This window comes from Pleomorphomonas carboxyditropha (genome assembly GCF_002770725.1).
Taxonomy (GTDB): Bacteria; Pseudomonadota; Alphaproteobacteria; order Rhizobiales; family Pleomorphomonadaceae; genus Pleomorphomonas; species Pleomorphomonas carboxyditropha.
The window spans coordinates 515,589-535,057 of record NZ_NQVN01000001.1 but is presented as its reverse complement, the minus strand read 5'-3'; the positions used below and the strand labels follow the sequence as shown (position 1 = coordinate 535,057).

The 19,469-nt window shown below is 68.7% G+C and carries 19 protein-coding genes; 5 read left to right on the top strand and 14 right to left on the bottom strand.

Annotated elements, in window-relative coordinates; genetic code table 11:
- The first annotated feature begins 230 nt into the window (after nt 1-230).
- Nucleotides 231-1,529: an endolytic transglycosylase MltG gene (gene mltG, locus CJ014_RS02505; protein ID WP_100078922.1), complete on the top strand. Its 1,299-nt coding sequence runs from the start codon at nt 231-233 to the stop codon at nt 1,527-1,529.
- A gap of 6 nt (nt 1,530-1,535) precedes the next feature.
- On the opposite strand, the gene CJ014_RS02500 is transcribed toward mltG, so the two are convergent.
- Nucleotides 1,536-2,162 carry an MSMEG_1061 family FMN-dependent PPOX-type flavoprotein gene (locus tag CJ014_RS02500; RefSeq protein ID WP_100078921.1) on the bottom strand — a complete coding sequence of 209 codons (627 nt, stop codon included), beginning with the start codon at nt 2,160-2,162 and terminating at the stop codon, nt 1,536-1,538.
- 83 nt (nt 2,163-2,245) lie between these two features.
- Here CJ014_RS02500 and CJ014_RS02495 point away from each other — a divergent pair, with 83 nt between their 5' ends.
- Nucleotides 2,246-3,019 carry an AraC family transcriptional regulator gene (locus tag CJ014_RS02495; protein WP_100078920.1) on the top strand — a complete coding sequence of 258 codons (774 nt, stop codon included), beginning with the start codon at nt 2,246-2,248 and terminating at the stop codon, nt 3,017-3,019.
- Nucleotides 3,020-3,031: 12 nt separating this feature from the next.
- Here CJ014_RS02495 and CJ014_RS02490 read toward each other — a convergent pair whose 3' ends face one another.
- From CJ014_RS02490 to dusB, 5 genes are all read right to left on the bottom strand, one after another.
- Nucleotides 3,032-4,216, bottom strand: a complete 1,185-nt coding sequence (locus tag CJ014_RS02490) for a UbiH/UbiF family hydroxylase (protein WP_100078919.1) — start codon at nt 4,214-4,216, stop codon at nt 3,032-3,034.
- 23 nt (nt 4,217-4,239) lie between these two features.
- Nucleotides 4,240-5,145 (bottom strand): LysR family transcriptional regulator, encoded by a 906-nt coding sequence (locus CJ014_RS02485; protein WP_100078918.1) that lies wholly within the window; start codon nt 5,143-5,145, stop codon nt 4,240-4,242.
- A 401-nt stretch (nt 5,146-5,546) separates the two neighbouring features.
- A complete protein-coding gene (ntrC, locus tag CJ014_RS02480) occupies nt 5,547-6,989 on the bottom strand; it encodes a nitrogen regulation protein NR(I) (protein ID WP_100078917.1) in 1,443 nt (480 codons plus the stop codon).
- Between the two features lie 14 nt (nt 6,990-7,003).
- Nucleotides 7,004-8,128, bottom strand: a complete 1,125-nt coding sequence (locus tag CJ014_RS02475; protein ID WP_100078916.1) for a two-component system sensor histidine kinase NtrB — start codon at nt 8,126-8,128, stop codon at nt 7,004-7,006.
- Nucleotides 8,125-9,171 carry a tRNA dihydrouridine synthase DusB gene (dusB, locus tag CJ014_RS02470; protein ID WP_245427014.1) on the bottom strand — a complete coding sequence of 349 codons (1,047 nt, stop codon included), beginning with the start codon at nt 9,169-9,171 and terminating at the stop codon, nt 8,125-8,127. Before dusB ends, CJ014_RS02475 begins: the two co-directional genes overlap by 4 nt.
- A 167-nt stretch (nt 9,172-9,338) precedes the next feature.
- Between dusB and CJ014_RS02465 the strand changes: the two genes are divergently transcribed.
- Complete coding sequence (locus tag CJ014_RS02465; RefSeq protein ID WP_100078915.1) at nt 9,339-10,577, top strand: bifunctional 2-C-methyl-D-erythritol 4-phosphate cytidylyltransferase/2-C-methyl-D-erythritol 2,4-cyclodiphosphate synthase; 1,239 nt, start codon at nt 9,339-9,341, stop codon at nt 10,575-10,577.
- Nucleotides 10,578-10,660: 83 nt separating this feature from the next.
- The gene (locus CJ014_RS02460) at nt 10,661-11,173 is read left to right on the top strand and encodes a CinA family protein (RefSeq protein WP_100078914.1); all 513 of its coding nucleotides are present in this window, start codon (nt 10,661-10,663) and stop codon (nt 11,171-11,173) included.
- On the opposite strand, the gene CJ014_RS02455 is transcribed toward CJ014_RS02460, so the two are convergent.
- Entirely contained in the window at nt 11,119-12,087 is a 969-nt protein-coding gene (locus CJ014_RS02455; protein ID WP_100078913.1) for a LysR family transcriptional regulator, read from the bottom strand. The genes CJ014_RS02460 and CJ014_RS02455 overlap by 55 nt on opposite strands.
- Nucleotides 12,088-12,182: 95 nt before the next feature.
- Between CJ014_RS02455 and CJ014_RS02450 the strand changes: the two genes are divergently transcribed.
- Complete coding sequence (locus CJ014_RS02450; protein ID WP_100078912.1) at nt 12,183-13,052, top strand: aldo/keto reductase family oxidoreductase; 870 nt, start codon at nt 12,183-12,185, stop codon at nt 13,050-13,052.
- A 34-nt stretch (nt 13,053-13,086) separates the two neighbouring features.
- On the opposite strand, the gene CJ014_RS02445 is transcribed toward CJ014_RS02450, so the two are convergent.
- The 7 genes from CJ014_RS02445 to CJ014_RS02415 form a co-directional block, all read right to left on the bottom strand.
- Nucleotides 13,087-13,332, bottom strand: coding sequence for a GlsB/YeaQ/YmgE family stress response membrane protein (locus CJ014_RS02445; RefSeq protein ID WP_100078911.1), 246 nt, complete (start codon nt 13,330-13,332; stop codon nt 13,087-13,089).
- Nucleotides 13,333-13,420: 88 nt separating this feature from the next.
- Entirely contained in the window at nt 13,421-14,047 is a 627-nt protein-coding gene (locus tag CJ014_RS02440) for a LysE family translocator (RefSeq protein WP_100078910.1), read from the bottom strand.
- Nucleotides 14,048-14,063: 16 nt separating this feature from the next.
- Nucleotides 14,064-14,522 carry a type II toxin-antitoxin system RatA family toxin gene (locus tag CJ014_RS02435; RefSeq protein WP_100078909.1) on the bottom strand — a complete coding sequence of 153 codons (459 nt, stop codon included), beginning with the start codon at nt 14,520-14,522 and terminating at the stop codon, nt 14,064-14,066.
- A gap of 88 nt (nt 14,523-14,610) precedes the next feature.
- Entirely contained in the window at nt 14,611-15,579 is a 969-nt protein-coding gene (lipA, locus tag CJ014_RS02430) for a lipoyl synthase (protein ID WP_100078908.1), read from the bottom strand.
- A 186-nt stretch (nt 15,580-15,765) separates the two neighbouring features.
- Nucleotides 15,766-17,190, bottom strand: a complete 1,425-nt coding sequence (locus tag CJ014_RS28020; protein WP_207765650.1) for a prolipoprotein diacylglyceryl transferase — start codon at nt 17,188-17,190, stop codon at nt 15,766-15,768.
- A 124-nt stretch (nt 17,191-17,314) separates the two neighbouring features.
- Entirely contained in the window at nt 17,315-18,259 is a 945-nt protein-coding gene (locus CJ014_RS02420; RefSeq protein ID WP_100078907.1) for a DUF6384 family protein, read from the bottom strand.
- Entirely contained in the window at nt 18,252-19,403 is a 1,152-nt protein-coding gene (locus CJ014_RS02415; RefSeq protein WP_100079323.1) for a cell surface protein, read from the bottom strand. Before CJ014_RS02415 ends, CJ014_RS02420 begins: the two co-directional genes overlap by 8 nt.
- Nucleotides 19,404-19,469 lie beyond the last annotated feature (66 nt).

Sequence of the window (19,469 nt, the reverse complement as noted above, 5' to 3'; positions counted from 1 at the left end):
CGGATTCCTTCATCCGGCAGGCCTTTTGATTCGATCGGCGAAAGCTGTGGCAATCGGCAAAGCGACGCTTGCCAAGGCCGAAGGCGGCGTGTTGCTTGGAGGTTCGCCCGAACGGGCCGGAAAAGACGCTTTGCCTTTGGCTTGGGCGTCTCGACGGCCACCGTTCCGTGCTGCTGCCACAATCATGGGCGGAAGTGACGGACCGCGCCCCCATGAAGAGACCAAGGCCCATGGACGACAGGCAGGACGCAACCGACACGACCGACGGGATCAAGACGCGGGTCAACCCGAAGAGCCCGCGGGAGGCCCTGGCGCCCGATCAGGCGCCGCCCTTGCCGCGTTCGCGCCGGGCCCGCAACCCGATCGTCGTCTTCATGAACGGCCTCGTGACGCTGCTGTTGCTCGGCATCCTCGCCGCCGGCGCGCTGCTCTACTGGGGCAAGCGCGAATTCGAGAAGCCCGGCCCGCTCACCGAGGAAAAGGTGGTCATCATCCCCGCCGATTCCGGCCTCGTCCGCGTCGCCGACATCCTGGAGACCGAGGGGGTCATCGAGAGCCCCTACGACATGCTCGGCCACTATATCTTCATCGGCGGCGTGCGCGCCTACCAGCAGCAGGGCCGTCTCAAGGCCGGCGAATACGCCTTTCCGGCCGGCATCAGCATGCGCGGCGTGATGAACATGCTGGTATCGGGCAAGGCGATCCTGCACCAGATCACCCTCCCCGAGGGGCTCACCTCGCAGCAGATCGTCGACCGCCTGAAGCAGAGCGAGTTCCTCACCGGCGCGGTTGCGGCGGTGCCCGCCGAAGGCACGCTGCTGCCGGAGACCTACAGCTTCACGCGCGGCGCCTCCCGCAGCCAGATCATCGAGCAGATGCAGGCCGCCCACAGCAAGGCGCTCGACGAGATCTGGGCCGGCCGCAACGACGACCTCCCCTTCTCCGACCCGAAGGAGCTGGTGACGCTGGCGTCGATCGTCGAGAAGGAGACCGGCAAGGCCGACGAGCGGCCGCACGTCGCCTCGGTGTTCCTCAACCGGCTGGCGCGCAACATCCGCCTGCAGTCGGACCCGACGATCATCTATGGCCTGGTCGGCGGCGCCGGCACGCTCGGCCGCCCGATCACCCGCGCCGACATCGACAAGCCGACGCCCTACAACACCTATCACGTCAACGGCCTGCCGCCGGGGCCGATCGCCAACCCCGGCCGCGCCGCGCTCGAGGCGGTGGCCAACCCGTCCAATACCAAGGATCTCTATTTCGTCGCCGACGGCACCGGCGGCCACGTCTTCGCGGCCAGCCTTGCCGAGCACAATCGCAACGTCGCCAAGTGGCGCAGGATCGAGCGCGAAAAGGCCGCCGCCGGCAAGCCCGACGTCGATACCAAGGATCCGGATGCCGTCGACCTGCCGCCGGATACCGACGGCGAAGCGACCGCCGCCAGGGCCGCCGACGCCAACGACCTATTGGACGGCGCCCCGCCGCGCGACCCGAAGCTCCCAGTGCTGCCGCTGCCCAAGCCGGAGTGAAAGCGTTCAGCCGTAGAGATCGGTCCGCACGGCGTGATCGTACTGCGCGTCGATCGCCTCGGCGACGGCGGCGTCCTGCCTGGTCATGGCAGCCAGCATCTGGCCGGGCGTCGGCACGCTCCTGCGGTCGATGCGCGATGCCGGGTCCCACAGCCGCGCCCGGTTGACCGCCTTTCCGCAATGGAACAGCACCTCGTCCACCGTCACGACGACGGCGGTCTTGGGTCGCTTCGCTCCCTCCGCCAAGCTCATGCAGAGCGCCGGATCCTCGGTGATCCGGCCGTGCCCGTTGATCCGCATGAACACGTCGAGGCCCGGGAACAGGAACAGCATGCCCAGCCGATCGTCCTCGGTGAGGTTGCGCAGGGATTCGATGCGGTTGTTGCCCGGCCAATCGGCGAACGCCACCGTCTTGCTGTCCAGCACGTGGACAAAGCCCGGCGGACCGCCGCGCGGCGACGCGTCGAGCCCGGTGCTGTCGCCCGTGGCGAGGCAGAAGAAGGTCGCCTTCTCCAGATAGGCGACGTGAAACGACAGGAGCTCCGGCATCACCGCCTTCTGGATATGCTCCGAGGGCGGCGCGTAGAGCCGGTCGAGATCGGCTTCGGCAAGCGGGGGACTTTGCAAGGTCATCGGTTTCTCCTGATTGGGAGAAGATAGCCGGTTCCGCGCGGCCGCGCTAAGCTATCGGCGCCAAACAATTGCGAGTAGCCGCCATGATCGAGGAGAAGTTCGCGCTAGCGGCCAATAACGCCCGCGACCCCGTCATCGTCGCGTTCTACGAGGCGCAGGCCGAGCATCGCGAACTGGGAACGCATAGCCACGCGCGTGGCCAGCTCTCCGGCCTGCGCCGGGGCCTGCTCACCATGGGCACGGAGGCCGGTGCCTGGATCGTGCCGGCCGATCATGCGGTCTGGCTTCCGCCCCATCATCGCCATTACGGGTGGACGCACGGCGCCGTCGAGGGGTGGAGCTGCTACGTGGCCGAGCCGGCCTGCGCGACCCTGCCGGCGCGGCCGTGCACGATCAGGACCTCGGGCTTGCTGCGCGAGGCGGTGATGCGCGCCTCGGATTGGCAGGGCGAGAGCCTCGGCGAGCAGCAGTGGCACGTCGCCATGGTGATTCTCGACGAACTGCGCACCGCTCCCGTCAAACCCTTCGGGCTGCCGATGCCGCGCGACCCGCGTCTTGGGCTGATCGCCCGCGCCCTGCTCGACGATCCGGGCGACCGGCGCGGCGTCGACGAATGGGCGGAATGGGCCGGCATTTCGGAACGGACGCTGACCCGCCGATTCGTCTCGGAAACGGGATTTACCTATACGGCCTGGCGCCAGCGGGCGAGACTGATGCGGGCGCTCGAGCTGCTCGCCGAAGGGGAAGCGGTGACCACGGTGGCCATCGATCTCGGCTACGACAGCGTCAGCGCCTTCATCGCGCTCTTCAAGCGCACCTTGGGCGTCACCCCCTCGGCCTATTTCCAGCGCGCCTGACTTAAAGAACGGCTATCGCGCCCCCAGCCCGGCCCGCATCAGCAGCCGACGGACGGGCCCGACCTCGCGGGCCAGCATCAGGCCGGCGGCGCGGGCGAATTGCAGCGGCAGGAAGCCGCTCAGCAGCGAACGGTTGAGAAGGTCGACGCCGGTCACCCGCCCGGCCACGTCGAAACGGCGCGTCCGGCCATAGCGCCCGGCGACCAGCGCGCCGTCGAGCGGCTTGCCGGTCGGCGGATGCGTCGCGGCGCGGACGATGTCTTCCAGCGCCGCGACATCGCGCAGCGTCAGGTTGAAGCCCTGGGCGCCAATCGGCGGGAAGCCATGCGCCGCCTCGCCCACCAGGGCGACGCGGCCGGAGGCCAGCCGCCGCGCCTGGAAGCCGGCGATCGGCCAGCGCTGGCGCGGGCTGTCGATGCTGATGGTCCCGAGGGCCGAACCCGACCGGCGCTCGATCTCCAGGGCCAGCGCCGCATCATCGAGCCCGCTCATGCGCTCGATCACCTCGGGCCGGTCCATCCACACCAGCGACGACCGCCCCGGACCATGGGGAACCAGGGTGAAGGGGCCGGCCTCGGTATGAAATTCGATCGAGGTGTCGTGGTGCGGCAGGCTGTGCGCCAGCGCCAGCACCAGCGCCTCCTGCGGATAGCTCCAGGATTTCACCTCGATGCCGGCCGCCTCCCGCACGCCGGACTTGCGGCCGTCCGCCGCGATCACCAGGGCGGCGGCAATGGTCTCGCCGGACGACAGGCGCAGGAGATCGGCCCGTTCTCCTTGGTCTAGCGTCTGGAACAGCGCCTCGAAGCGAACGATGCCGCCATCGCGAACCGCCACGGCGTCCGACAGCGCGGCGACCAGCGGCCCGTTGGCGACATTGTAGCCGTAGAGCTCGCGGCCGATCTCCCGTGCGTCGAACGCGACGTCGGGCGCCCGGAACAGCCGGCCGGAGGCGTCGACGAGCCGCATCCGCTTGAGCGGCGCGGCAACGGCGCTGAGCCCCGCCCAGACGCCGTGCCGCTCGAGGAAATCGACGGAGCCGCCCAGAAGCGCCGTGGTCCGCCAGTCGTCGACGCCCGGACGCGGCGCGACCAGCGCTACGCGCGCGCCGGCATCGGCAAGCGCGATGGCCGCGGCAAGGCCCGCCGGCCCTCCGCCAACCACGGCCACGTCGAAATGTTGCGGCGCCTCGCTCATGCGCGTCTCCGAAAGCAGGTGCCCTATGTGGCCACATCGAGCGCGTTTGACAAGGCCGCCTCGCCGGCATCGCATCGGCCCTCGAACAGCGCCGCGTGCCGGCGGAACAGCGCGGTCATGCGATCGACCACGGCGCGAATCTCCGGCCGGTGACGGTCCTCGTTGTTCATGACCAGCCAGCTTCGGTGACGCAGTTCGGCGATCTCCCCGCCGATCCGGCGCAGCCCGGCGTCGCTATCGCCGACGAAACAGGGCAGGACGCCGACGCCGGCGCCCGACAGGATCGAATGGCGAAGCCCCTCCGCCCGGCCGACGGTGGCGATCAGGTTGTTCGGCCACTTGTCGTGCGGATAGCGCAGGTAGCGGGAAATGGCCATCTCCTCCGACACGGCGATCCAGCGCTCGGCGTGCGCCTCGGGCATGTCGAGCGCCGCATAGACGGCGTAGGCCACCTCCGGCAGCCGCACCGCGGCGAGGTTGGTTTCCTCCGGCTCGAAGGCGCGGATGCCGATGTCGGCGCTGCGGTGGGCGAGCGACGCCCGCTCCTCGCCGATGCCGATATCGATGCCGTGCCGGTCGCCCGGACGAACCAGCTCGTCGAGATTGCGGGCGAGAAAGCGGGCGCACCAACTGCCGGCCGAGATGCGCACGCGCACGGCGCCGCACAGGCCGTCGTTCCAGATTTCCAGCTCGCGGCCCGCCTCCTCCATGCCGGCGAGATGATCGAGCAGCGCCTGCCCGCCGCCGGTCAGCGAATAGCCGGCCTGGCTGCGCACGAACAATCCGCACTCCATCTGCCGCTCGAGCTCCAGCATCCGCCGGCCGATGGTGGCGCTGGACAGGCCAATGCGGTCGGCGGCGGCGCTGAGGCTGCCGCTACGGGCGACCGCCAGGAAGATCTGGTAGGAATCCCAGGGGATGTTTTTCATTTCTGCATGCCAAGTTGCAATCCTGCAGGATTGAACCGATTCATCGGTCGCTGTATCTAGAGGGCGAACAAGGGAGAAACGCCATGACCCCTGATCAATACGCCCATTTATTCATGCGACCGAAGCCCAAGAGAAGGTCATTTCCAGACCAGAGTCAAGATGACTATGAAATGGAACTGATGGAACCCTGCCGGAGAACCAGCATCGTCAGGCGGACGATCCGCTATATCCTCGGCCTTGCGCGCTAGAGGGCTCCAGTCCGGGTGCGAAAACGCTGGAATGCTTTGGCTTTCACTCGAAAGCCGATCGAAAGGCTTCTTTTCCGCCGGATATCCGGAAACCAACGACGCAAAAGGCGCCGGCCTTGGCCGACGCCTTTTTCTTCCCATGCCGCGCTCGGGTTATCGCGAGTTGCGGATCACCTGCACGTCGAGATCGCGGATCTTCTTGCGCAGCGTATTGCGGTTGACGCCCAGAAGCTCGGCCGCCTTGATCTGGTTGCCGCGCGTCGCCGCCAGCGCCGCGCCGATCAGCGGGTACTCCACCTCCTTGAGGATGCGGTGGTAGAGACCGGGCGGCGGCAGGTTGTCGCCGAATTCGGCGAAATACTTGGCGAGGAAGCGCTCCACCGATTCCGACAGGTCCTCGTCGGCCGGCGTCTCCTCCTCGACCAGCGTCACCGTCGGCGTCGCCAGTTCCGCCTCGATCAGGTTCACCGTGATGGTGTCCTGCGGATAGAGCGCGGCGAGACGGCGGACGAGATTCTCGAGCTCGCGGATGTTGCCCGGCCAGCGATAGCGCTTGAGCCGCTCCACCGCCGCCGGCTCGATCTGCTTGGACGGCAGGCCTTCCTTTTCGGCGACGGTGAAGAAGTGCCGCACCAGGTCGGGAATGTCCTCGACCCGCTCCCTCAGCGGCGGCAGGCGGATCGGCACCACGTTGAGGCGGAAGAACAGGTCCTCGCGGAACAGGCCCTGGTTGATCAGGAGCCTGAGGTCCTTGTTGGTGGCGGCGACGATGCGCACGTCGGTCTTGATCGGCGTGCGGCCGCCGACCGTGGTGTATTCGCCCTGCTGCAACACGCGCAGGAGGCGCGTCTGGGCGTCCATCGGCATGTCGCCGATCTCGTCGAGGAACAGCGTGCCGCCCTCGGCCTGCTCGAACCGGCCGGCCGAACGGGCCTGCGCGCCGGTGAAGGCGCCCTTCTCGTGGCCGAACAGCTCGCTCTCGATCAGGTCGCGCGGGATGGCCGCCATGTTGATCGGTACGAAGGGACCGGTGCGGCGCTTGCCGTAGTCGTGCAGCGCCCGCGCCACCAGCTCCTTGCCGGTGCCGCTCTCGCCGGTGATCATCACCGTCAGGTCGGTCTGCATCAGGCGGGCGAGAACGCGATAGATCTCCTGCATGGCCGGCGAGCGGCCGACCAGCGGCATGTTCTCCGAACCGTCCTCGCCGGCGTCGAGCCGCTGCTTGCCCTTGGGCTCGGCAAGCGCCCGGCCGACGATGGAGATCAGTTCCTTGAGGTCGAACGGCTTGGGCAGATACTCGTAGGCGCCCTTCTCGGAGGCGCGGATCGCCGTCATGAAGGTGTTCTGCGCGCTCATCACGATCACCGGCAGATCGGGACGCGCCTTCTTGATGCGCGGCAACAGGTCGAAGGCATTCTCGTCGGGCATCACCACGTCGGTGATGACCAGGTCGCCGTCGCCCTGGCTCACCCAGCGCCACAGCGTCGCCGCGTTGGAGGTGAGGCGCACTTCATAGCCCGCCCGCGACAGGGCCTGGTTCAGCACCGTGCGGATTGCGGAATCGTCGTCGGCGACGAGTATGCTGCCGGTAGGCATCGGAAAAGACCCTTTCAGTCCGCGATCTTGTCGACGTAGGCGGGAAGGAGGAGACGGAAGGTGGTGCGGCGCGGCTGGCTCTCGCATTCGATGACGCCGCCATGGTCGCCGACGATCTTGGCGACCAGGGCGAGGCCGAGGCCGGTGCCGTTGGTCTTGGTGGTGACGAAGGGATCGAACATGTGCGTCTGGATCTCCTCCGGCACGCCGGGGCCGTTGTCGCGCACGCAGAATTCGAGCGGCAGGCTGACCCGCTCGCGCGTGCCGGGCACGGAGAGCCGCACGCCCGGCCGGAAGGCGGTGGTCAGCGCGATCTCGGCGTCCGGCGTGTCGGTCAGCGCCTCGGCGGCATTCTTGACGAGGTTGAGGAACACCTGCACCAGCTGGTCGCGGTTGGCGTAGACCGGCGGCAGCGACGGGTCGTATTCCTCGACGATGCGGATGTCGCGGGCAAAGCCGCTGAGCGCCAAGCGCTTCACGTGCTCCAGTACCGCATGAATGTTGACCGGCTCGCGCTCGATCGGCCGCTCGTCGGAGAACACCTCCATGCGGTCGACCAGCTTGACGATGCGATCGGCCTCGTCGGTGATCAGTTGGGTCAGCGCCCGGTCCTGGTCGTCCGCCGACTGCTCCAGCAGTTGCGCCGCGCCGCGGATGCCGCTCAGCGGATTCTTGATCTCGTGCGCCAGCATGGCGGCAAGGCCGGTGACGGAACGGGCGGCGCCGCGATGGGTGAGCTGCTTGTCCATCTTGTCGGCCATGGTGCGCTCTTGCAGCATGATCACCACGTGGCCGGCGCGGTCGGAGGCCGGCGCGGCGTAGATGTCGACGACCCGCTCGCCGCCGTTGCGCGGCGTGCCGACGTCGACCCGGTACTCGTTCACCGACGAGCCGCGCTCGCGCACCTGCTCGACGAGCTGCAGCAGCGGGCTGCCGAAGGGCACGAAATGCCTGAGCGAATGCCGGCCGAGCACGGCGGCGCTCGACTGGAAGAAGTTCTGCGCCGCGTCGTTGGCCGAACAGACCCGCCCTTCCGGATCGAGCATGATCACCGGGTGCGGCAGGGCGTTGAGAATCGACACTTCGAGATCCCGCTCCGCCGGAACCTCCGCGCCCGGTGCGGATGATGACGTCGTCATGCGGCAACCCTCTCGAAACTCGCGCCATCGCCGAACCACTCGTCGATGGCTTCCAGCACCGCCTCCGGCGCTTCGGCGGTCAGCGCCCGCCGGCGGATATCCGGCGCCGTCGCGTCGCCGCGCGGCACCGCGTCGAAGGTCCAGCCGATGTGCTTGCGGCCCATCCTGAGGCCGAGGCCCTCGCCGTAATGGCCGAGCATGTGCGCGTATTGCGCCTTCAGCGAACCGAGGATTTCATCCCGGTCCGGCGCCTTGGCCTCGCCGCCCGCGACCAGCGCGGCGGCGATCCGGCCCGGCAGCCAGGGACGGCCATAGGCACCGCGGCCGACCATCACCGCGTCGGCGCCCGACTGGCGGAGCGCCTCGCGCGCCGAGGCGGCATCGACGACGTCGCCGTTGACGACCAAGGGAATGGACACCGCCGCGCGCACCGCCCGCACCTTCGACCAGTCGGCGACGCCCTTGTAGAACTGGTTGCGGGTGCGGGCATGCACGGTAACCATGGCGACACCGGCCGCCTCGGCCCGCCGGGCCAGCTCCGGCGCGTTGATCGATCCGTCGTCCCAGCCGAGCCGCATCTTCAGCGTCACCGGCACCCTGACGGCGCCGACCACCGCCTCGACCAGCGTCAGCGCGTGGTCGAGGTCGCGCATCAGGGCCGAACCCGAGTAGCCCGACACCACCTTCTTGGCCGGACAGCCCATGTTGATGTCGATGATGTCGGCACCGCCGGCTTCCGCCGCTCGGGCCCCCTCGCCCATCCAGCGCGCCTCGCGGCCGGCGAGCTGGACGACGTGCAGCCCCTCGTCGTCGGCCTCGGCGCGCGCCGTCGTCTCCGGATGGCCGTCCAGCAGCGTTTCCGATGCCACCATTTCCGATATGGTGAGGCCGGCGCCATAGCGGCGGGCCACCCGGCGGAACGGCAGGTCGGTGATGCCGGCCATCGGCGCGAGGAACACCGGCGACGGCACCGTTACGCCGCCGACACGGAGTTCCTTCGCCGGCGCCGTCATCGCCTTGCGATCCGGCTTGGAAACCGCCATGCTTACACCTTGTGCATGAACTGTCACTGCATACAAATTACGCAATTGATAGCCGCTCAGAAGATTTGACGCAAGCGTCTTGCGGCGCATCCGGCCGATAACGTAACGAGAATGCACATTTTTGCCGCGACCGCGCTGCGGTCGCCCAGCGGAGCCCACAAACGGCAATGCCTTCCAGCGTCACCTCCCCTGCCCGTCCTTCGGCGCGCCCGACCGTCGCGGTGATTCTGGTCGCCGCCGGACGCGGCGTGCGCGCCGCCAGCGCCGAGGCGCCGCCGAAACAGTACCGTCGGCTGCACGACCGCCCCGTCATCGCCCGGACGATTTCTGCCTTTCTCGACCATCCCGGCGTCGATCGGGTGCTGACGGTGATCCATCCCGACGACCGCGACCTTTATGCCGTCGCCGTCGCCGGCCTCGACGATCCCCGCCTTTTCCCGCCCGTCCCCGGCGGCGCCGACCGCCAGGCGAGTTGTCTCGCCGGCCTCGCGGCGCTCGCCGCCGACGCGCCGGACTACGTGCTGATTCACGACGCCGTGCGGCCGTTCATCCGCCGCGACGCCATCGACCGGGTGATCGAGGCGCTCGGCCGCGAAGTGGCGGTGCTCTGCGGCGTGCCGGTGATCGACACGGTGAAGCGCGCCGACGCGGCGGGCAACGTGGTCGAGACCGTGCCGCGCCAAGGATTGTGGCGCGCCGCGACGCCCCAGGGCTTCCGCTACGCCGAGATCGCCGCCGCCCACAAGGCGCTGGCGGCGCGCGGCATCACCGGCGTCACCGACGACGCCGCCGTCGCGGAACTGGCCGGCCACCGCGTGCTGCTGGTCGACGGCGGCGCCGACAACGTCAAGCTGACCACCGCGGAGGATTTCCAGATGGCCGAACAGCGCCTCGCCGCCGAGGCCTTCCTCGCCTGCCCCGACGTCCGCGTCGGCACCGGCTACGACGTCCACGTGCTGGAGCCCGGCGACGGGGTGACGCTCTGCGGCGTGTTCATCCCGCACGACCGGCGCCTCAAGGGGCATTCGGACGCCGACGTCGCGTTGCACGCGCTGACCGACGCCATCCTCGGCGCCCTCGGCGACGGCGACATCGGCAAGCATTTCCCGCCGTCCGACGACCGCTGGCGCGGCGCCGCCTCCCGGCTGTTCCTGGAGGACGCCGTCCGCCGCCTCGCCGAGCGCGGCGGCCTTCTTGCCCATTGCGACGTCACGATCATCGCCGAGGCGCCCAAGGTGGGGCCGCATCGCGAGGCCATGCGGGCGGCGATCGCCGAGGCCTGCGGCATCGCCGTCGATCGGGTCGGCGTCAAGGCCACCACCAACGAGGGGCTCGGCTTTGCCGGCCGCCGCGAAGGCATCGCCGCCATCGCCACCGCCACGGTGCGGCTGCCGCTCGCCGGCTGAGACCGGAATCGCCTGGCGCGCCTCGCGGCGGCCGAACGGCGAACTATATGTAGTCCATTGCCCCTGCCGATCAGGAGATCGCCATGACCGACCTTTCGCCGCTCCATCCTCGCGCCCAGACCCTGCTCGAGAAGGCCCGCGCCAAAGGCGTGACGATCGCCACCGCCGAGAGCTGCACCGGCGGCCTCGTCGCCGGCCTGCTGACCGAGATCGCCGGGTCGTCCGACGTGGTGGAACGCGGCTTCGTCACCTATTCCAACGAGGCCAAGGTGGAAATGCTCGGCGTGCCCGAGGCGACGCTGATCGCCCACGGCGCCGTTTCGGAAGCCACCGCCCGCGCCATGGCCGAGGGAGCGCTCGCCCACTCGCGCGCCGCCTTCGCCGTTGCCGTCACCGGCATTGCCGGCCCGGGAGGCGGCACCGCCGACAAGCCGGTCGGCCTGGTGCACTTCGCCTGCGCCGCCACCGGCCGGCCGACGGTGCACGCCGAACGGCGGTTCGGCAGCCTCGACCGCGCCGGCGTGCGCTACGCGGCGGTGGCTCAGGCGCTGGCCATGCTGGAAGAAGCCGTCGCCGGCTGGAGCCTCACCGCCTGATCGGATGGCGGCGGGCCGCCGCGCGCCTTGACGAAATCGATGAACGCGCGGAGCGGCGCCGGCACCAGGCGGCGGCCGGGATAATAAAGGAACGGGCCGGAGAAGCTCGGCCACCACGATTCCAGTACCGGCTCGAGCGCGCCGCTCGAAAAATGCGGCCGCAGCCATTCCTCGAACAGGCCCATGATGCCGACGCCGCCGATCGCCGCGGCGATGATGAGGTCCGTCGCGCCGCCGGTGCCGGCGATCAGTTGCCCGGCCGGATCGATGTTGAACACCTCCCCGTCCTTCTCCAGTTCCCACGGCGCGATGGCGCCGCTCGAAAAGCGGCCGCGGATGCAGTTGTGGCCGAGAAGATCGCGCAGATGGGCCGGCCGGCCGCATCGATCGAGATAGGCGGGCGAGGCGGCGAGCGCATAACGCTGGCGCCGCGGGCCGATCGGCACGGCGATCATGTCCTGTTCGAGCCGCTCGTCGTAGCGGATGCCGGCGTCGCACCCCGAGGCGACCAGATCGACGAACGTGTCCTCGGCGACGATTTCGAGCTGGATATCGGGATAGGCGGCGAGAAACGGCGGCACGATATCCGGCAGCACCAGCCGCGCCGCGCTGACCGGCACGTTGAGCTTCAGCAGGCCGCCGATCCGCTCGCGATAGCCGTTGACGACATCGAGCGCCAGGTCCACCTCGGCCATCGCCGGCGCCAGCCGATCGGCAAGCTCGCGGCCGACCGCCGTCAGCTCGACGCTGCGCGTCGTCCGGTGGAACAGCCGCACGCCGAGCCGCGTTTCGAGCCGCCGCACCGCTTCGCTGAGCCGCGAGGCGCTGTCGCCGGAAGACCGGGCGGCATCGCGAAAGCCGCCGGCCCTGGCGACCGCCAGGAATGCCGAGATGTCGCCGAAATCCACGCCCATTGTTCGAAAGTCCGTACAGCTTGTGCCAATCGTACCCCGTTCCCGGCACAGCGACCAGCGTCTATCTCTAGGTTCCTCAGCTCAGGAGACAGCCCATGTCCTCGATCGACAAGTCCGGAACCTTTCGCCTCGGCGACCGCAGCGTGAAGCGGCTCGGCTATGGCGCCATGCAACTCGCCGGCCCCGGCGTCTTCGGCCCGCCGAAAGACCGGGCGCAGGCGGTGGCGGTGCTGCGCGCGGCGGTCGCCGCCGGCGTCGACCACATCGACACCAGCGACTTCTACGGCCCGCACGTCACCAATGAGATCATCCGCGAGGCGCTCCACCCCTACCCCGCCGATCTGACCATCGTCACCAAGGTCGGCGGCAAGCGCGGCTCCGACGGTTCGTGGCTCAGGGCCGACGCGCCCGACGAGCTGCGCTCGGCCGTTCACGACAATCTTCGCAACCTCGGCCTCGACGTGCTCGATGTCGTCAACATGCGCTTCATGTTCGATCCGCACCATCCGGCCGAAGGGCCGGTCGAGCCGCAGATCGAGGCGCTGGCCGAGTTGCAGCGGCAGGGCCTCATCCGCCATATCGGCGTCAGCCACGTGACGTCGGCGCAAGTCAGGGCGGCACGCCGCATCGTCGACGTCGTCTGCGTCCAGAACCACTACAATCTGGTCCACCGCGACGACGACGCGCTGATCGACGAGCTGGCCGCCGAGGGCATCGCCTACGTGCCCTATTTCCCGCTGGGCGGCTTCTCGCCGCTGCAGTCGGACACGCTCAATGCGCTGGCAGCCCGCCGCGGCGTCACGCCGATGCAGTTGGCGCTCGCCTGGCTGCTCAGGCGCTCGCCCAACATCCTGCTCATTCCCGGCACGTCGTCGCTCGGCCATCTCGAGGAAAACCTCGCAGCGGCGGCGATCGAGCTCGACGACGCGACGCTGAACGAGCTCGACGCCATCGGCAGGGCATGACGGGAACCGGTGGGGCGGCGGCTTCCGCCGCGCCTCACCGCCTCAATTGGCGATAGAGCCAGATGAGAACGACGGCGCCGATGGTGCCGCCGACGAGGTTGGCGATCCAGCCGTAGGGGAAGAAGCCGAGATGGCGGACCACCCAGCCGAAGACCACGGCGCCGACGACGCCGAGGATCAGGTTGGTGAGCAGACCATGGTTGGACCGGGTGAAGCGCTCGGCCAGCCAGCCGGCCAGCAGCCCGATGATGATGGTTCCGATGATGCCGACGCCCGCCATTCCGATCCTCCATGATCGACTATGGGCGACAATGTAGGATGCGCCCGGGTCGGCCGGTAGTGAAAAAACACCGGTGGCGCGGCGATGTTCAACGCAAATGCGCCGTCAGCACCTTGAAGCCGGCATAGCCGAAGGCGACGGCGAGCAGTCCGTCGAACAGCCGGCGGATACGGGCGAAGCCGCGCGCCACCGTTGCCGACGAGAACACCAGGGCATAGGTCAGGAAGATCAGTAGGCTCTGCAGGCCGACGGCGGCGATCACCACCAGGAGCGTCGCCGGCGGGGCGTCCGGCGGCACGCCGATCGAATAGAGGGCGCCGAAGAACAGGATGGCCTTGGGGTTGGTGAGGTGCAGCAGCAGCCCCTTGCGATAGGCCTCGACCAACGTCGGATCGCCGGCGGCGCCGAACGCCAATGCCTGAGGGCGGAGGGCGCTCCGCGCCGACAGGACGGCGAGATAGAGAAGGTAGCCGGCGCCGACATAGCGGACCGCCTCGAGGATCCAGGCGTTGGCCAGCATGACCGCGCCGAGGCCGAGCGCCGCCGCCGCCGACCAGGCGAGCGAGCCGGTCACCACGCCGAGCGCCATGGCGACGCCACGCCGGCGGCCGGCGCCCATGGACATCGAGGCGATGCCGAGCGTGGCCGGGCCGGGACTGGCGGTGGCGATCAAGGCGGCCGACAGGACGATCGGCAGATTGACGGCAAGGCTCATGTCCGTCTTCCCCTTTTCAGGCGCCGACACCGTAGAGGGCGTTGGCGCGCTGCTCGAAGGCCTCGGAGAACTTGCGGAAGGCCCGGTCGAACATCGAGCCCATCAGGGCGCCGAGCATCCGGCTGCGGAACTCGTAGGAAATCCAGAAGTGAATGTCGGAGCCGCCGCCGTCGCGCGGCGTGAAGCCCCAGCGGTTGTCGAGGAAGCGGAAGGGGCCGTCGATATACTCGACCTTGATGGCGAGCGCCGCCCGGTCGAGCGTCACCATCGAGGTGAAGGTCTCGCGCACCGGTCCGTAGCCGGCGGTGAGATCGGCGATCAGCACGCCGTGCCCCGCGTCGTCGACCCGCCGCTGCCGGACGATCAGCCGTTCGCAGAGCGGCACGAACTCGGGATATTTCTCGACATCGGCCACCAGATCGAACATCCGCTCCGGGCTGTGGTTGACGTGGCGCACGGTCTCGAAGGTCGGCATTGTCCGGTGGCGTCCTGTGATGAATGAAGGCGGCTTTTGGGGGGCCGCCTTACGCTTTTCAGACTTCGTGCCGAAAGGCAATCCTGCCTCAGCCCCGCGCCTCGGCGAGCTTCTTGTCGCGATTGGCCCGAAGCTTGTCGAAATCCTCGCCGGCATGATGCGACGAACGGGTCAGGGGGCTCGACGACACCATCAGGAAGCCCTTGGTGTAGGCGATGGTCTCGAACGACTTGAACTCGTCCGGCGGCACGAAGCGGATGATGGGATGATGCTTGGAGGTCGGCTGCAGATACTGGCCGATGGTCAGGAAATCGACGTCGGCCGAACGCAGGTCGTCCATCAATTGCAGCACCTCGTTCCGCTCCTCGCCGAGGCCGACCATGATGCCGGACTTGGTGAACATGGTCGGATCGAGCTCCTTCACCCGCTGCAACAGGCGGATGGAATGGAAATAGCGGGCGCCGGGCCGGACCGTGAGATAGTTCGACGGCACCGTCTCGAGATTGTGGTTGAAGACGTCCGGCTTTGCCGCCACCACCACTTCCAGCGCGCCGTCCTTCCTGAGGAAGTCGGGCGTCAGCACCTCGATGGTGGTCGACGGCGAACGGGCGCGGATGGCGCGGATCACCTGCGCGAAATGCTCGGCGCCGCCATCCTTGAGGTCGTCGCGATCGACCGAGGTGATGACGACGTGGCGGAGGCCGAGCTTCTCGACGGCCAGGGCGACGTTCTCCGGCTCGCTGGGATCGAGCGGCGCCGGCATGCCGGTCTTGACGTTGCAGAAGGCGCAGGCGCGGGTGCAGGTGTCGCCCATGATCATCATGGTGGCGTGCTTCTTCGACCAGCACTCGCCGATGTTGGGGCAGCCCGCCTCCTCGCACACCGTGAAGAGGCCGTTCTCCTTCACGATGCCCTGCGTTTCCTTGTAGACCGGCGAACCCGGCGCCTTGACGCGGATCCACTCGGGCTTGCGCTGGATCGGGTTGTCCGGACGGTTGGCTTTCTCGGGATGTCGCGCCCTCGGCGCGGTCTTCACGGTGTCGAGAATGGTGACCATTGTCCGTTGCTTTCTGCCCGTTTGGCCGGCCTTGCCGGTCTTCTGTGGCTTATTCCTAGCAAAACTACTGAGAGGCGGCCATGCCGGCCCCATCGCATCAGGCCTGCGTCATTGTCATGCGGTCTCGGTTTTTTGTTATCGCATCGGAGTCTCCGAAAACCGGTTCCCACTTTTCGGCCCGATGCTCTAGAACCCGCCGCCGGTCTTGAAGCCGCCGCCGCCCGAACCGCCGCCGGTGCCGAAGCCGCCGCCACCTGAGCGGCCACCGCCGCTCCACGATCCGCCGCCGCCCCAGGGGCCGCCGCCGAAATCGTCGCGGCGGCGGGATTCGCTGCGGCGATAGCCGTCGCGGAAAGCCCCCTCCAGCACGGCGGCGGTGATGGCGCCGGAGATGATGCCGCCGATCAGGTTGCCGATCGTCTCGCCGTTGGAGAAGCTGCCGTTGGGCCGGTCGTAGCCGTTGCGGCGGAAGGTGTCGCGCGAATGCTCCAGTTCCTGCCGCTTGTTCGCCATGTCGATCGAGGTGCGCCGGAGTTCCTCGGCCTGGGCGTCGACGCGAACCAGGTCGCGCTCGATCTGGCGCAACTGCTTGACGATGCGGTCGTCCTCCGGCGTCGGCGTCGCTTCGGCGCGCCGCACCAGTTCGACCATGTCGGAGCGGGAGAGCGTGCCGGCCAGATCGTCGATCACCCCGCGCACCGCCGGATCGCCGTTGTCGTCGAGCGCCGCCGCCGTTTCCTTGTCGATGCTGTCGACGTCGGACCTGACGCGCGCGATATCGGTCTCGACCTTGGCGAGCGCCTTGTCGGCATCGCCCACCGCCGCCTCCAGCGGCCCGATGCCGTCGGCCTCGAGCGCCGCGCGTTCGTGCGCCTGGCGGGCGGCAACGGCCGTCGCCACGTCGGCCTTGAGGCGCTCGGCGTGCTCGGCGAGGCGCAGCGGGATTTCGGTCAGCATGAAATAGTTGACGCGCGCCGCGTCGTAGCCGGCGAGTTTCGCCACCTTGCCGTCGAAATAGCGCGTCAGCGGCCCCGCCCGGTAGGCGGAAGTGCCGTAGCCGCGCTGCCAGAGATACATGAACAGGCGATCGTCCTCGTAGGGCTTGCCCTTGACGGCCCGATCCTCCTCGGCCTGCCGGCGCTTTTCCTCGGCCGCCGCGGCCGTGGCTTCCGCCGTGGCGACGACGGCGGAAAGGGCCTGCCATTCGCTTTCGGTGGCCAGCCGGGCTTCCACGGCATCGGTCTTCGCCTCCACCGCGGCGATCGCCGCGTCGCGCAGCTTGGCCGCCGCCTCGCGCTTGCCCTCCAGCTCGTCGAGCTTCTGCGATGCCCCCTCGCGGCTGGACTTGAGCTCGGCGAGCCGGTCGCGCCGCTTGTCGAGGGCGGCGCGCGCCCGCCGCTCGACGCTGTCGAGCTCGCCGACCACCTCGTCGCGGGCGATGGCGTCGAGCCGCAGGCGGGCCAGCGCCCGGAAGGCGTCGGCCTGCCCGGCCCGCAGGCGATCGCCCTCGGCCTTGGTGTCGGCCAGCATGGCGACGAGGCGATCTTCGTCGCGCCGAACCCCGAGGATCGCCCGTTCGATGTCGTTGAGCGCCTGCTGCGCGGAAATCATGCTGCGTCCTTGGGTTCGGGGATGGCATCCGCCCGAAAAGTCGAAAGACTTTTCGGACCAAGCGGATGCCTAAAAACAGTCGGGGCAGGAACCGATCCGGTTCGATCGGTTTTTGCTCCGGCGCTTACCAACTGGTGATGGCGCCCGACAGGACGTCCATCTCGTAGACGGGCTCCAGGCTGCCGCGCGGCTTCTCGCCGAGAATGTTGTCCTCGACGATGCCGTCGTCGCTCTTGTCGGCCGCCACCTTGTCGTAGGTCGCCTTGGGCACGCGGACGCCCCACTTGTCGACCGTCGCCACCTTGCCGTCCTCCTCGCTGGTAACCGGCCTCTTCAGGACGTCGCCGGACGGCGTCACCGCCTCGACGATCAGGTAGTAGTTGCGGGCCTGGGTGTTGACGTCGGGAACCCGGAAGACGCCGGTCCGCTCGCCCGGCCGCGACACGATCCTGAGTTCGTAGGCCTCGGCCAGCTTGCCGCGCAGATCGGCGAGCGCCGCCACGGCCGTTCGCGCCGCGCCGGCATCGCCGGCGGCGATCGCCGCGCGGGCGGCGGCGACGCGCCGGTCCGCCTCCGCCCTGGCGTCGGTGGTCAGCGCCTCGGTCGCCAGGGCTTGCTCGGCCGTATCGACCGCTTCCGGCAGCGTCACGGCCATCTCGACCCGCGCCGTCTCGGCCGCCCGCTCCGTCGACGCCACCCGCCACCAGGTGACGCCGCCGAGCACGGCGATGGCGAGAAGCGCCGCCACCACCACCTTGGCCACCATGGCGCGCCCGACCCACAGCAGCGCCATGGTGCGGGCGAAGGACGGCGGCGCCGGATCGTAGGTGAAGCGGCTCTCCTTCAGCGCCCGGATGCCGTCGTCGAGGATGCGGTCGGAAACCTTGAGCCCCTGCCCCTCGTAGAGCGCCCGGAGCCGCTCCTTCAGCGTGGCGTCGCGATTGTCCTCGCCGAGCGCCTTCTCGACCAGCCCCTCCTGGTGACGGAGCGTGTCGACCACGTCCATCGCCAGCATCAGTTCGTCGAGTTTGGGGGCGGCGGCACCGCCGCCCTGAGCGATGTCAGCCATTCAGCACCAGCGCGTTGCCCTGCTCGGCGAGGCGGGCGATCCGCCGCTTGCCGTCCTCGACGGCGGCGCGGATCTCCTCGGAGTTCTTGGTGGCCAGCGTCCGCATCTCGGCGATGATCTCGGTCGAGCGCTCCTGGTAGTTGACGACGCTGTCGACCAGCTTCTTCACCGCGTCGGCGCGCACCGTCGGGCCGTAGCCGGCCTTCAGCGCCTCCTCCTGCACCTTGCCGCCGATGTCGGCCAACACTTCCAGCGACTTCGACACGCCCTCCTTCATGGAGTTCAGCGTCTGCGTCGACTCGTGCAGTCCGAACACGCCGGTGAACGACGCCTTCAGCGCCGTCAGCACCGATTCGTTGGTGGTGAAGAAAGAGACGGACTGCTGGTAGACGCGCTCCTTGGCCGACGTCGTCTGCAACAGGCGCGCCATGATCACTTCCGACGTGTTATAGCCGATGGTCAGGTTGTCGGCGAGGTCCTTGGCCACCTGGTAGCGGCCTTCCTCGTTCTGCATGACGCGGAGCTTCTCGTCGCGGACGAGTTCGAGCTTCGCCCGCTCGGCAGCGTCGGTGCCGGCATAGCCGGCCACCGCTTCCGACGCCTTGCCGAGATCGTCCTTGGCGGCGGCGAGCTTGGCCTCGCCGGCCTTCAGCACCTCCAGCGCGGCCACCTCGGCCTGCTTCAGGGCGCCGCGAAAGTCGCGGTAGGCTTCGAGGATGATCTGCTCGCGCTCGATATTGGCCTTGGTGTCGCGCGCCACCTCGACATAGGTGTCGCGGATGCCGTCGAACCGGCTGGCGATGTCGCCGCGCGAGATCTTCATCCAGGCGTTGGTCGCCCGCTCGAACAGGTCGAGCTTGCCGTCGGAGATCTGGTCGACCATCGCCTTGGCGTCGTCGCGGATCGAATTGAAGCCTTGGGTGATCTTCTCGTAGCGCTCGCCGATCGACATTTCCGAGATCTGCTCGCGCACCACCTCGTTGAACACGCTCATCTGGCTGAGGGTGCGGGTGATGACGGCGATCCTGTCGGGATCGAGATCGGTGATCTTCTCGAGGAGGCCGACGATCGGCGCCTCCTCGGTCTTGGCCGGCAGAAGGCCGAGGTCGCGCAACCCGCCCATCGCCTTGTCGAGATACTGCATGGGCGTCTTCACAATGTCGGTCGTGGTCAAAGGCGTATCCCCCAGTCACCGGAAACGCGGATGAAC